Origin of the sequence: Bacillus sp. FSL W8-0116, assembly GCF_038003825.1 — a bacterium.
Taxonomy (GTDB): domain Bacteria; phylum Bacillota; class Bacilli; order Bacillales; family DSM-4216; genus Bacillus_O; species Bacillus_O smithii.
This window is the reverse complement of sequence record NZ_JBBOPY010000001.1, coordinates 2315542-2330420: the sequence shown is the minus strand read 5'-3', so window position 1 is coordinate 2330420 and position 14879 is coordinate 2315542. Positions and strand designations below refer to the sequence as shown.

General features: G+C 38.8%; 10 protein-coding genes. 1 reads left to right on the top strand and 9 read right to left on the bottom strand.

Going from position 1 to position 14879, the window contains the following annotated elements:
• Positions 1 to 7 precede the first annotated feature (7 nt).
• From cas3 to cas6, 5 genes are read right to left on the bottom strand one after another with little or no spacing between them, the layout of a single operon-like run.
• Positions 8 to 2233, bottom strand: coding sequence for a CRISPR-associated helicase Cas3' (gene cas3 / locus N1I86_RS11080; RefSeq protein WP_341096336.1), 2226 nt, complete (start codon positions 2231 to 2233; stop codon positions 8 to 10).
• 59 nt (positions 2234 to 2292) lie between these two features.
• Positions 2293 to 2985 carry a type I-B CRISPR-associated protein Cas5b gene (gene cas5b / locus N1I86_RS11075; RefSeq protein ID WP_003352579.1) on the bottom strand — a complete coding sequence of 231 codons (693 nt, stop codon included), beginning with the start codon at positions 2983 to 2985 and terminating at the stop codon, positions 2293 to 2295.
• Entirely contained in the window at positions 2985 to 3878 is an 894-nt protein-coding gene (gene cas7i, locus N1I86_RS11070) for a type I-B CRISPR-associated protein Cas7/Cst2/DevR (RefSeq protein WP_341096331.1), read from the bottom strand. The genes cas5b and cas7i overlap by 1 nt, the downstream gene beginning before the upstream one ends.
• On the bottom strand, positions 3871 to 5667 hold the full coding sequence (locus tag N1I86_RS11065; protein WP_341096328.1) for a hypothetical protein: 1797 nt from the start codon (positions 5665 to 5667) through the stop codon (positions 3871 to 3873). Before N1I86_RS11065 ends, cas7i begins: the two co-directional genes overlap by 8 nt.
• Positions 5668 to 5669: 2 nt before the next feature.
• A complete protein-coding gene (cas6, locus tag N1I86_RS11060; protein ID WP_341096327.1) occupies positions 5670 to 6386 on the bottom strand; it encodes a CRISPR-associated endoribonuclease Cas6 in 717 nt (238 codons plus the stop codon).
• Positions 6387 to 7156: 770 nt separating this feature from the next.
• Here cas6 and N1I86_RS11055 point away from each other — a divergent pair.
• Positions 7157 to 8338: an IS701 family transposase gene (locus N1I86_RS11055; RefSeq protein WP_341094502.1), complete on the top strand. Its 1182-nt coding sequence runs from the start codon at positions 7157 to 7159 to the stop codon at positions 8336 to 8338.
• Between the two features lie 565 nt (positions 8339 to 8903).
• Here N1I86_RS11055 and N1I86_RS11050 read toward each other — a convergent pair.
• The 4 genes from N1I86_RS11050 to speB form a co-directional block, all read right to left on the bottom strand.
• The gene (locus tag N1I86_RS11050; protein ID WP_341096325.1) at positions 8904 to 10280 is read right to left on the bottom strand and encodes a putrescine aminotransferase; all 1377 of its coding nucleotides are present in this window, start codon (positions 10278 to 10280) and stop codon (positions 8904 to 8906) included.
• A 30-nt stretch (positions 10281 to 10310) separates the two neighbouring features.
• Positions 10311 to 11783: an aldehyde dehydrogenase family protein gene (locus N1I86_RS11045; protein ID WP_341096323.1), complete on the bottom strand. Its 1473-nt coding sequence runs from the start codon at positions 11781 to 11783 to the stop codon at positions 10311 to 10313.
• Between the two features lie 191 nt (positions 11784 to 11974).
• Positions 11975 to 13321, bottom strand: coding sequence for an APC family permease (locus N1I86_RS11040; RefSeq protein ID WP_048623978.1), 1347 nt, complete (start codon positions 13319 to 13321; stop codon positions 11975 to 11977).
• Between the two features lie 405 nt (positions 13322 to 13726).
• A complete protein-coding gene (speB, locus tag N1I86_RS11035) occupies positions 13727 to 14671 on the bottom strand; it encodes an agmatinase (RefSeq protein WP_341096321.1) in 945 nt (314 codons plus the stop codon).
• Positions 14672 to 14879: the final 208 nt, after the last annotated feature.

Sequence of the window (14879 nt, the reverse complement as noted above, 5' to 3'; positions counted from 1 at the left end):
CACCTTTCTACAGAAAAATCGATTCCGATTGGAGGACTAAACCCTTCTCAGGATTATAATCACAGTGAATATAATATAATCCCTTTAGTCCTTCCAGCTCTGTTAATCCGACTTTTTCTGCCCGGAACTTGTTCACTCCTACACTGTATGCTTCAATTTTATTTCGATATCTTCTTTTGTCTTGTGAAGTTTGAGCATTCTGCCATTCATCCAGTTTTTCTTGAAATTCTTCTTGTTTTGCAAACGAAATAGGAATGGCCTGCACTTGATGGATATCCCGCAATAACTCCTGAGCTTTTCCTTTTTTGAAATCAGGATCATAATGAGGTCGATTCTTTAATTCTTCTAATGTTTGATCAAATTCTTTTTTAAAACTACTATTCTTCAAATTTTTCTCATCATAAAGATCTCGTATCATTTTTTGCTTTGTTGACTCCAATAACAAACCGCCTGGATGTTCTTTCAGCAATGCGAGGCTTCGATCATAAATATCACGATGATACACACCACCCGATTTATTTTTACTTATTCCGGAGACATCCTCTGTAAAAACATGAATATTAGCTTTATCAACAGGTTTTAACCCTTTACGATTGCACCGTCCGTAACGTTGAAATTGACTATCTAGTGTGGACATTTCTGTATACAGTAAATCAAAGTCAACATCAAGACTGGCTTCAACAAGTTGAGTTGTAACCCAAATTCCACATTCATTGCTTGTTGTAAAGTCCATGATTTGTTTCTCCAGTCGGGCGCGATCCATTTTAGTAAAACGGGAATGCAGTAACCAAACGGATGTATCCCTTTTTGACAATTGATCATAAACTTCACAAGCCCGATCTACGGTATTGCAAATGACGAGAATCTGCTTTGAAAAATGATTGTTGGCGATTTCCTCCAAAACAGAATCTTCTAATATCGATTGGTCTCTTACCAATACATTATGTCTTTTAACTGAATCGTTAATAAATTCTTTATATATAAGAGGCAGATTTGATGATGAAAGTTCTCTTTGAAGTGCTTTAAAATAAAAATCTGGAAGAGTCGCTGTCATAATCATAAAAGAGCCCCCGATTTTATCAATCATGGTCATGGCTCTAATCAGAACAGCAGCAATTTTAGGATCATAAGCTTGAAGCTCATCAATAATGACTTTTGATGTAGCCATTGTGGCATATTCTTTTTCAAAACCAAGATAATAAAAAGGAAACTTTAATATTTGATCGATCGTTGAGATTACGAGCTTATTCGCATATTCTTTTGACTGGCTATGTACTTTTTCTAATATTTTGTCGTTTCCTTCTACTTGATCATAAAGATAATCGAGGCTCGTGGAATGAAGTAGGCCTGTTGCTTCTTCTCCCAGATCGACATCTTTTTTAGTAAAAGCTATATTATCTTCTCTCGTGATCCGATTATACATAGCGTTAATGCTCACACGTAGAGGAAGAGTAAAAAAACCTTTCTTTTTTCCCAACCACAGTAAACCTGCTTCTGTTTTTCCCATACCTGTCTGAGCAACAACCGCTAAATGATAATCTTGATGAGACTCGGTAAATACTTGAAGAGGGTTTTTATTTACTTTTAATCGCTCACGGAAGTATCTGGTTACATGGTCTCCTACATCCATTTCGGATGCCAGTTCAATGGGAACGTGGGCTGAAGCCGCATGATCAAGACGATGCAAAAAACCTTTTAAAAGTATGTACCGATAGTACATTTCGTCGGAAGGAAGAAATCTACGCTCAATTTTACTAATTTTAGATCTTCGGATTTTTCCATCGATGGGCAAACCAAATTGTTTTTCAATCTCCTCTTTTAACGGCAAAATGTTTTGCTCATAATTGGCTATGATTTGTTGTTTATCCGGTAGAATTCCCCGTTCATGATGATAAGCTACAATTTGAGCTAACAGTTTGGTTTCCTCTTTATCCAAGCCTAATTCCTGAAAAGGAATCGCCATAACAGATAGCAAATTATGCGGGATATTGTACGAACTAGCCTCTGATAAAAGGGATTTTCCTATCACCTTTCGGATTTTATTCTGAAAAACCGCATCTACTTTTCCGATATCATGGTATCTTACCGCCCATTCAAGCAGCTCCCAATCTCGTTCCGATAACAATGGAATTGAAGATTGGTATAATTTCTTAAAATCTTTTAAACGTATCAGTAGCTCATTGGTATGTTCTTGAATCGTTTCCACTGGAGAAGATTTTGCATAAAAAATCATCCAATTCCTCCTATTTATAGAGGAAAGCGATGAAAACTTTCCTCTATCACAAGATTTTTTCAAGGGAAAAAAACCAAATCCCCATATGGATCCAGCGACAAAGAGTCAAACTCTCCAATAGGTTCCCCGGCCAGCATATATCCAACAGGAATTTTATTCCATACTCTTACACCTTGAATAATGCGGTACGTCCAATTTAGCTTATACGGAAAGTAAGTTTCATCTGTTATCATTTTCATTGGCACATAAGCATTGTATTTTAAAACAGGTTCATCCTCGCAATCGCTTAATTCAACCATTTCACAACGATCGATTCGAACTAAATCTTCCCATCTTCCCAGACTTAAATGAGTGGTAGTGGTTTTTAAGTTTCGCTCAAGATCCAACAGGACATCCTCATCAGCCTGTACATGAATAAGCAGTTCAACATCATAGAGCATATGCATATAGATCGGCATTGTCGTCACATCTACCAAAATAGGTTCGTATCCTAGACCATCAAAAGTTAGAGCAAATTCCTTCGTTTGATCCTTCTTAAAAAAGTAATGAGTTTGATAATCAGTGACCAACGTATCATATTTTCCTTGGATGCTGATTTTCATTGGGATGAGAGAATTTGCTTTTAACACCGCATGAAGCATCCCTTTGACAGTTGAATAAGGAGGAAGAGGATACGTTTCCGACACTTTGAAAGCAAACGGCTTCTTATAACAAGCTGTTTGCTGATACAGTTTTAAACGAAGTGCCTTCATTATTGATTCACTCCATAGTAGGATCGAACCTCATTTTTCAGCTCCGTAAAAAAGTCTTCTATTGATCCTGCCTTTCTGTTTAATACACTGTCAAACTCTGCTTCATTTCCAAATACGCCTGAGACATATCCAATATAGGTTTGATCTCGAATGGATTGGCCGACAAAAGTTGTTTCTAATACATCCTTTAATCCTTTAACATTCAGTATCCAATGATGAGCTTTGTTCTCTAGCTTGATCCTCCCCAAAAAAAATGGGTTAGCAACCGGATACAAGCCGCCTATGATAAAAAGAGGAGCTAAGCTTTCTTGGCGGCCACGGATATTGCGATTTAATAATTTTATAATTTCAAGTAACTGTTCTACACGGGTGTACCGGATTTCTTTACTCAACTCTATATCTCCATCGATCCCCACTTTATCTAAATCAATGGTCATTGTATAGGAGTAGAGACTTTCATGTTGTTCAATATTGGCGAGATTCGGAGTTTCATCAATCCGCTCGGCAAGCCCCATATTATTGAGAAATTCCATATCACTACGGTATGGTTCGAGGGAAACGGCATGGGAAAGCCGTGCAACGGCCGGACGTTTTTGAGATGATTTTCCTGTCTTTAAATAACCGAAAAAGTCCATTTCCACGGAATCAGCAATGGTCACATCCTCGCGAAATTGCAATGTACCTTTTGTCTTATCGACCGTTTGGAGATTCCAACCAAACCACTCATTTCCAAGACGGACAATATCGTAACGAATGCTTTGCCTTGAAGCAAAAGTTAGCACATCTCCATTTCCCCTGTGAATCTTCTTTAATTCTGAAATGTTGGCAATTCCTTCGCCATAATTTAAAGAATTTCCTTGAAATACGACTGTAAAAGATAATGCCTTACCCATTTGTTACATCTCCTTCAATTTTGATTTGTTCTTGTCCAATTAGACCGGCAATAAATGCACTTGATATCGTTTCAAAGTCCAATCCCTCTTCTTTAAACGAGTCCACAAAAATAGAAGGTACATCAAGTCCCGCAGCCATATGTATACGGAAAATCGTGTCCATAAATCCACTTTTATTCCCCGCTTTTGCCGCATTCAGCAAACGATAAGCAATTCCATCTATCTTTTTCTTGCCGCTGGCTCGATAAGGCTCTCCCTGTTCAGCCATACGGTCTTTCATTAATTCATTTCGCAAATCGCACCCGCGATAATAAACATAAGATATCGTTTTATCATAATTCTTCATATCTTCCACTCCTTTCTTCGCTTGAAGAATTCGTTTTCGTTCACGTGTTGCAAAAAGGGCTCCTTTTGCATGATAAGGATTCTTAATCGCCACACGCAAATAGTCAAAAATAATTTCTTTCGGATCAATTCCTTTCAATATGGCTCTAAAAAATGCATCCTTAAATTCACGGTAATAAAGTAATTCCAACGATTTTCCATAATTCGCAATATATTGAGTAAGATAGGCCGGCATATGATAATAATCAAGTAAAGTTTTTTTTATTTTTGTATCATTACTTGAATAAAACTCAAGAAAAAAATAAGAACTTTTTATTTTCTTCGCTTTATCAATTGATTCTTGCAAAAGTCCAACAATTGCTTCCTCAAAACTGGAACCTTCTCCTCGAAGCTTTTGGTAAGTAAGATTTTCTTTAATCACTTCCGCAAAATGTTTTTGCGAAAGAATCATTCCCGCGTAGCGAAGAGTTTCACTCGCTTGTTCATTTCCTAATCTTCTTGAATAGAACGCCATCCCAAAAGGAGCCATAAACATGACTAATCGAGCCACAGCACTTATGGGAACCGGGAGTTTTTTATCAAAATTCCAGTTGAAATTAACAGCATTGTCCTTTGAAAAAGCAAGAGGTAAAAAAATCTTTTCTTCATAAGATTGAGTCGCAATTAATCCTTCTATAAAAGAACAAGGTAACATTTCATTATGAAGATAGTCCATAACTTGTTCTTTATCTGTAAACTTCTTGATTGGCTTTAACAAATTTTTAAAAGGTTTATAGTTTTTATGTTCTTCAAGAAAAGCAACAATCTCTTCAATGCGGGTCGCTGAATCAAGTTTTTCAGCGAACATCAACTCTAGTTTTGCTGGTTGAATAAAATCTGCTTCAATTTTTCGAATATGCTCTTCTGTGCTTTTAGAAAAAAAACTTTTCTGAAGAATGGACGTTTGTCCATAAAAAGGGATTAAAATCATTGATTTTACATAATTTAACGTTAGCTTTTCATTAATAAACGGAGTAGAAGCAATGTCGCCATATTCTTCTATGCATTCTTTAATGAAGGAAGCTTCCTCGGGCTTTTTTATTTCTTTTAGCTTTTCCAATAATTCTTTTAATCTCTGGCATTCCTCTGTTTCAGAAAAATATTTTTTCACTTTTTTATATTGTTCGTTTAGAATTTTTCGAACTTCCGCTGCGAATTCTTTTGTCCGTTCCGGTTGTTTTTTGGCTTGATTGGAATACCACATCATTTTTCTGACATCACGTTTTACAACACTAAACTGATCAATCAAACCTCTGATAAATTTTTCTGCAAGAGTATCAAGAATTTTATCATTTAACTGAACACCGGTGGAAGTTCGCGGTAACTCTTCTTCCGAGTAGAGCTTAGCCAAACCTATACATCCGGCAGCCATCGGCCACTGTTCCCCGTCAATGTGAATTTGCATTGTTACACCTTCTCACATTCATATTCCACTAAACCAAAATAAGTAGTTCTTTTACCAATACCCAACTGATAAAGTAATTGCAAGTCTTGAGGATTTCCTTCCAACATAAATAGACCTCGATAAGTAGTGAAATATAGATAAACATTTTTATCTATATGTCGATTTCTTTCTTTAATCACCATTTTCCTCATTTGTATCGGGGTAAAATGAAGAGGTTCATAAAGATCTCTGCCCGTAAATTGTTGAATTTGTAAATTTGCATAATAATTCAGTTCTTGTTCATAGCCAGGGTCCGTTGGAGCCAGCGGCTTTCCATTTTTATCTTCAACTAAAATAGGGGAGCACGTCCGAAATACTACCTTGCGACTTATAATGGTAGGCTCCTTTAGCAATTGAAAGTTTGATTGACGCCACACTTCACCATTCACCGAATATTCCTTTAATTTTCGAAGACCGTTAAAAGCATGAACGGCAAACTCCATATCAGGACTGCTGATGGTGATGGTGATTCGATCAAGGGTAATCGTGGTGTCATCCAATGTAAAATTGTGCAAATATGTAGAAAACGAAAATGGTTTTATCCTCTTTTCGAACTGCAAAAAAAGCTTGTTGTAATAGGGCTTATTTACCGTGCGCACGGCTTCTTTGATTAAACTGTACACCCTCATTCGGTAAGCTTTTTCAAGTTTGTTGACTTGATAGCTGACAGAAAATCGCATATGACACCTCCATTTTTTACTATTTCAAACTTTTAAATAAAAATTAGCACTTTGTACCTAGTATTTCAATCCTTTATTCCCAATATTTGAATTTATTTTTTATATAAAAATAACTCTTTTGTGAAACATCGGTACATAAATCCTATAGGAATTTTGAAACGATAATATAAACTAAATGTCAATATCATTTCAATCAAAGAATTGATTGGAATGTATACCGATCCATTTGGTGAACTTATTATGGTGAAAAAATATGTTCTGTCACACGTGACCCGTACGCAGAATCACGCGTTGTTTCCGTTCTTTCCACCGTTCACTTTGAAACAGCAAAAAAGACGGAGAAAGTGTTCCCTTCTCCGTCTTTTTCATGATCGGTTTATTTGCTGTTGGAAATGATCGCACCATTAGTCTTTATGACATTTTGATACCAGTAAAAACTTTTCTTTTTGATGCGGCGTAAATCTTTTAAATTTTTCATTGAAGCTATATAACGTTCATTTGATATTGTGTTAAGATCTATGAAAAGCTGTATAATGAGTCGTCGATTGTTTAAAGTGTATCTATTAGAATTTAATTTTCCGTTAATTAGAAATAGAATTTAAAAGAATATCTAAGTGTTATTTTATCTTTAAAAGATATAAATAATATAACTGTAGATGAGCAAATTCGCTAACATAAATTTACAACCAAACAAAAAAAGAGACATGAACCCGATTCCTTGATTAGAATAGATGTGTCACCAAAACTATTCACAAGGAGGTTCATGTCTCATGAATAGATTAGCACATCATCAAGGAATCCACAAGTTTTTCACGATGTTGGGGTTGGCACTTTATTTTTCAAAACCTGTCATGAAGCATCTCGTTCATATCGTGGATGCGCTGACCACCAAAGGATTTGCGGGAACATTGACCGATCTTCATCATTGGAGCTTTCATCCGAACCACCGCACGACACTCAGCCATTTTTTCACGAAAAGCCCTTGGGATGAAGAGACGCTGCTTCGCAAACTTCAACAGTGGATGCTTCGTCGTGTCGAACGCATCGCCAAACAGGAGAATCAACCCCTTTTTGTTTCGATCGATGATACGATTTGCCAAAAAACCACGCCTTCGTCACAGGCAACGCACGCCATTCAAGGGTGTGATTGGCACTATTCTCACACAGAGAAAAAGTCGATCTGGGGACATTCTCTCGTTTGGCTCATGGTTCATACGATGACCCAGGCTTTTCCCTTTGCGTTCCGCCTCTACGACAAGGCGGCTGGGAAAAGCAAGGGGGAACTCGCGATCGAGATGCTTTCTTCTTTGGATGTACACCGTCCTGTTTATGTGCTGATGGACTCTTGGTATCCATCGCAAACGCTCGTGGAAGCTTGTCTGAAAAAGGGATTCCACGTAATCGCAATGCTCAAGGCCAATCGGCTTCTTTATCCAAAAGGCATTGCGGTTCAGGTGAGGGAGTTTGCCCGCTACATCGAACCGAAAGACACTCACCTCGTCACGGTGGGAGAAGAGCGTTATCGGGTTTATCGCTACGAAGGCTCTCTCAAAGGTCTCGATGATGCCGTGGTGCTGCTCGCTTGGAAAGCCGATCAGCCGATGACATCGGAACATCTTCACTGCGTCTTGAGCACCGACCGGGATCTAAGCGATGAAGAGATCTTGCGCTACTATGCCCAGCGTTGGTCGATCGAATGTTTTTTCCGTCAAGCGAAAGACCAGCTGAAACTCGATGGATACCGCGTTCGCGGACGTCGGGCGGTGAAACGCTACTGGATCTTGGTGCAGCTTGCTTACGTGTACAGCATGTTCGAGTCGAACAGCGATTTTTCTGATGGGCTCGATCTTCTGCGCAAGAGAAAAGGACATAGCCTCGTGGAGTTCATTTACCGTGCAGCGAAACAAAATATTCCCATTGATACCGTGAAAAAACAGCTCCACGTGGCATAAGGGGTACCCTGTTTGTCTCTTTTACATGGTAATTATTGTAATTAAAATTGCTCAACTACAGTAATATAAATTACTTTCTTTTAGGATATCATTAGACAAAAAATACAAATAAAAAAGATCCAATTTTTATAATATTAAATACAATAAACGCTTCAATCCCCCATTTGAAGCGTTTTTTATTTGTTTTAAGGATTTATGGTACCGTCAAGAATTTTGTGTAAGAGAGTATTCTAGATACGCTTTTAAATCTTGGAGGAGGTGTTTAGTTGTCTAATATAAGACTGAATATTCAGTCTTATATTAGACAGCCTAGTCTCCCTAGACTCTGTTCCTCATGAACAACATTGGGTCTTTCGGTATCTTTCTTCAAACATATCTTGAAGTGCCCTGTTTGCCGTAGAAAACCCTCTAAGTTTTCTAGTGAACCATTTTTCCGAAGAGACAAAAAATAAGTCTCATTTTTCTTAAACGGATTATTTTAAAGCTTCACGTATACCGCCATAAAGCAGCATATAATCCATAAAATAATTTCATTATGAGAAAAGAACTTTCTTTCTTGCTTTCTTTACTTAACTTTTACATTAGGCAATACTTCTTTAAAGACTCTAATAACTTCATTTACTTCTTCATAGCTGATCGTTAAAGGAGGCTCTATACGAATGGTTTTGGAATTCACAAGGGTTCCGGCCACAAGAATGCCTTTGTCGAACATTGCTTTAGACACTTCATATCCGACTTCGTCTTTATGGAATTCAATACCGATCATTAATCCGATTCCACGAATTTCAAGAACTTTATCTTCATGACCTTTCGCCGCATCTTTTAGACCTTGCAAGAAATACTTACCGACTTCGGCTGCGCGTTCAGGTAATTTTTCTTCCAACAAAATATCTATGGTCGCGATGGCCGCCACACATGCAAGCGGATTCCCGCCAAATGTAGTTGTATGCATAAACGGATTTGGAAACCAGCTTTTGAATACTTTTTCTTTAGCCACAACTGCTCCTGCCGGCATAACCCCGCCGCCAAAAGCTTTTGCAAGGCAAAGAATGTCCGGTACAACATCATATAATTCAGCAGCAAACATTTTCCCGGTGCGTCCCATTCCTGTTTGTACTTCATCGAAAATGAGCAATGCACCGTATTGATCACATAGTTCTCTTACTTGTTTTAAGTAGCCTTCAGGAGGAAGAATGATCCCTCCTTCCCCTTGAATCGGTTCTAAAATGACGGCTGCTACGTCTTCTCCTACTAAGTGACAAGTTTCAAATGTTTTTCTCATCATGTCAATATCGCCAAACGGCACATGACGGAATCCCGGGATTAATGGTAAAAATGGCTTTCGAAACACGCCTTTGGCGGTACCTGACAATGAACCAAGACTCTTTCCATGGAACGCCCGCGTTGTTGATATAAAAGTCGAGCGCTCATTATACATTTTTGCAAGTTTTAACGCAGCCTCTACACTTTCTGTTCCGCTGTTTGTAAAAAATGAGTATTTTAAGTCTCCGGGCGTTATGTCAGCTAAGATTTTCGCAAGCACCGCGCGAAGCGGATCAAGTAAATCCTGACTGTGAAGAGCTTGACGCTTTAGTTGATCGGTAACCGCTTTGATCACTTTCGGATTTCGGTGTCCAACATTGTAAATCCCAAATCCTCCTAAACAATCAATATATTTCTTCCCGTTTACATCTTTAAAACAGTTTCCTTCATCCGTCCATTCAACGGCCGCAAACTGTCCACCTTGTGTAACCGTTTTGCGGTATTCCAGAAATCCCGGATTAACATGTTCACGAAAGTTATCTACTGTTTGTTTTGTAATCCACTTGGCTTCTTCGCCCGTCACCTCGTCTTTTTCGATAAGCTCCAGTACTTTTTTAATGTATTCCCTTACAGGCACTTCTTTCTGCAATGTTTGATTGTTTTCGATTTCTAGACTCATATTATCTCCCCTTTTTAGGTTTTGTTTTACTTATTTAGAAAACCAGCCAATGGGTTCAACTTGTAAATTAATGTTGATTTGTTTAATTTCCTGGAATTCTTCCAGTCCGTATGTCCCGAGTCCACGTCCGATTCCACTTTGTTTATAGCCGCCCCACGGAGCTTCATTATAAGTGGGGTGATACGTATTGATCCACGTAATGCCTGCTCGGAGCTTTTTAATAACCCGTAATGCTTTTGCACCGTCAACGGTGAACACCCCTCCTGCAAGTCCGTAATCTGTATGGTTTGCAAGTTGAATCGCTTCTCGCTCGTCTTTGAATTTTTGAATAACAACAACCGGGCCGAAAATTTCTTCCTGTACGATCCGCATATCGGGTTTTACATCGATAAATACGGTTGGCTCAACAAAAAACCCTTTATTTAAACCATTCTTTGTGATACGGTTTCCGCCACAAACGAGACGAGCCCCTTCTTTTTTTCCAATCTCGATATATTTCAGAACTTTTTCCATATGTTCTTGGCTGACAAGCGGTCCCATTTCAGAAGCAGGATCATCCCCGGGACCCACGTTGATTTGTTTTGCTCGTTCGACAAATCTTTCAACAAATTTTTCATAAATGCTTTCCTCAACTAATATGCGTGAACCTGCAGAACATACTTGCCCTGCTCCGGAATAAATTCCAAATAAGGCATAATCAACCGCCGTTTCAAAATCCGCATCTGCAAAAATAATGTTTGGCGATTTTCCGCCTAATTCCAGAGAGATTTTCTTCACATTTCCGGCTGCTGCCTTCATGATGTGTTTCCCGGTTTTCGTGCCGCCCGTGAAGGACACAAGGTCGACATCATGACTTTCTGCAATTTCGTTGCCAACGACAGGGCCTGCCCCCAACACCAAGTTGGCAACGCCTTTAGGCAGCTCAATTTCCTCCAAGATTTCAAACAACTTTGTTGGAGTTACGGGTGTCACTTCAGACGGTTTGAAAACGATCGTATTGCCCGCCGCTAATGCCGGAGCGATTTTCCAAACACTCATTAAGAGAGGATAATTCCATGGAACAATCAAACCGCATACACCGATCGGCTCACGTACAACCATCGCTTGCACTGGGTCTGCCACATGATACGTTTGTCCGTCCGGCTTAGTGATCAACCCTGCATAGTAACGGAAGCAAGCTGCTGCATCCCCCACGTCAAAACGTGCTTCTCGAAGCGTTTTACCATTGTCCGTTGTTTCAAGATGGACAAGCTCATCGGAATACTCATTAATTTTATCCGCGATCTTAAATAAATAGGATGCTCGTTCAGATGCAGGCATTTCAGACCAAATGCCGCTTTCAAAAGTTTCTTTCGCCACCTTGATTGCTTCTTTAGTGTCTTCCACTGTCCCTTCGGCTGCCTCGGCAAAAATTTCACCATTTGCCGGATTTATGATTTTTCTCTTTTGCTTATTCCGCGAATCTCTCCACTCTCCATTGATATACATTTTTAAATCAAGCATCATCATTCCTCCTCGTCTTAAATGTATGCAAAACTTATGCCAACAATAGCCAGACGACCGTTATACGTGTAAAAGAGTATTTCAATTAAATACAATTCATGAAATTATGCAATTTTGCATAGGATTAGCAACGTGTGCATACTTTCGCAGGCCCAACCATAAAACAGATACCGGGTACTTGGTATCTGTCGTCACATTTGCAATTCGTCCATTTCCATTTGAGGTGGTGCTGAACGGAAAAATTTTGTGATGTATAGTAGATAGCAGAATCCAATGGCGGCCCAAACCAGACCCATAATGAACGAACTTGATTCTAAATTAACCCATAAGACGGCAACCGACGCTGCTCCTATCAAGGGTGAAACAAGATAAGTCATAAAACCTTTAAGTGTGTTATGTTTCTTTTCACGGATAACAAAATGACTGATCACACTTAAGTTAACGAACGTAAAAGCGATTAATGCTCCAAAATTAATAAGAGAAGTCGCTGTCACCAAGTCAAAGAAAATAGCTGACAAGGAAATAATTCCCACTAATACAACGTTAAAAGCAGGTGTTTTCCAACGCGGATGGATATATCCAAACCATTTAGACGGAAACACATTGTCTCTGCCCATTACATACAAAAGACGGGAAACGCTGGCGTGCGAGGCGAGGCCTGAGGCAAGGGTATTGACAAATGTTATGACTAAAAAAACAGACTGAAAGAGTTTTCCGCCGACATATAGAGCAATTTCCGGCAACGCTTGTCCGGGATGTTTGAACCGTGAAATATCAGGAAAAAACAATTGGATAAAGAACGATGTTGTTATAAATATGATCCCTCCGATCAAAGCAGTAAGGAAGATGGCACGCGGGATCGTTTTGGAGGCATTTTGTGTTTCTTCCGAAAGTGTTGTCACCGCGTCAAATCCTAAAAATGAAAAACAAAGGACAGTCGCTCCTTCTACCAATGCTGTGAATTTCATATCTTCAGTAAAAAATGGCTGTATGGCTAATACTTTTCCAGCACCTTCCCCTTGATGAAGCCCTTTGATCACCAATATGATAAATACGATCATGATCGCAATTTGAATCATTACTAATATCGTATTGAAATTAGCCAGCACATTTACACTCCGTAAGTTAAGAAAAGTTACAATTCCAACAAAACCGACAACCAAAATCCAAGACGGTACCTCAGGAAACAGAGCGGAAAGGTAAATCTTGGCCAATAATGCGTTCACCATCGGCAAGAATAGGTAGTCGAGCAAGGAAGACCATCCGACAAGAAAACCAATATGAGGACTAATCGTTTTTTGTGTATACGTATAAGCTGACCCTGCTTGGGGAAAAACTTTCACCAGCTTTCCGTAGCTCGCCGCTGTAAATAACATTACAGCCAAAGCTACTATATATGCCGTGGGGACATGTCCGTCCGTTATACCGGATACGATACCAAATGTATCAAATACAACCATTGGGGTCATATACGCCAACCCCATCATTACAACTTGCCACAACTTTAAAGTACGCTTTAACCGTGCATCATTCTCCATGTATCATTCCTCCCTTATTGTTTTCAAAATAAATGGCTAGCGACAATGTTTCGATACAAACAACCTGTTAATAAAGAATACTTTTTATTCTGAAAATTCCGATTACATAAGATATCATGCAATATTCGTTCCAACAATTAAAAATTCATTCATTGCTCCATACTGCCTTACGTGAAAAAGATCTGAAAAAATGAATAGCTTTTTTTGATTCCAATCATTTATTTCTGCATACTTTATTCAGCTTGTAATACTTAATCAAATGAACATAAAAAAACGGAGTACCTTACTACCCCGTTTTACACCGACCATTTATAATGCGGATTATTGTTTAAGGATGTTTAAGGAATTGTATGGATTCATCTGGAATAGGAGGAAGAAAACCGTTCCTGCACTTCTTTTTTGATGTTAATTTTGAGCCTTGCGTTTTTCTTTTAAAGCTACAATACTTGCAAAATCATGTACAAGCGTTGCTGCTAAAAGTGCAGTGATTTGGGTTGGATCGTACGCAGGAATTAATTCTACGAGATCAAATCCTACATAGTTAAAATCTGTAAGTGAACGAACGATTTCAAGGGTTTCACGGCTGCTAAAACCACCTACTTCGAGTGTCCCCGTTCCCGGCGCAAACGAAGGATCAACAAAGTCAATATCAAAGCTTAAAAAACAAGGAGTATCCCCGATTGTCTCTTTCATCTCTTGAACGAGATCGTTTACACCGCGTTTAACCAACTCCTGGGTTGTAATCACGTTGTATCCAAGTTCAAGGCTGGCACCTATGTCTCCTGGATGATTCAGTGTGCCGCGAATGCCAATTTGAAATACTTTATCCGGTATTAGTAGTCCCTCTTCATGTGCACGCATAAACGGCGAGCCATGCCAATATTTCTCTTCATAATACGTATCCCATGTATCTGTATGAGAATCAAAATGTATCAAGGCAACAGGTCCATGTATTTTAGCCGCTCCACGCAAATTTGCGAGAGTAATGGAATGATCTCCTCCCAATCCAATCGGAACGATTCCCTTTTTCATAAGATCTAATACGGTATTTTCCATGAGTTCATAACTTTTATGAATATTTTGTTGAATCACCGGTACATCACCAATATCAATGCCGTTCGTATCTTCGAAAGGATATACTTTATGGATGGGATGGTAAGGAAACAATGTCATGGATGCTTGGCGAATTGCCTGAGGAGCAAACCTTGCTCCAACACGGAAGGATGCAGCCGTATCAAACGGCATTCCTAAAATAGCGAGCTTCGCATTCTCACGATAAGCGGGTAACCGCATAAACGAGCCCGTCGAGCAAAACTCAGGTTTTACATCCGGTGTAAGTGGATATTGCATCTGTTTTCATTCCTCCATTAATTGTAGTTATACCAAAATTTATGCAATTTCCATGCCAAGCATTGAGATTCCTAATTTCATATGAAACTTACTTGTATGATGCGGACCTTTTTATCAAAGTTAACTGCCCAATACTTGTGAAAAATTTTTGATTTCATACTACGGACATATGCATTTCTATCGCAGAAATGTTTTTGAATGAAAAAGT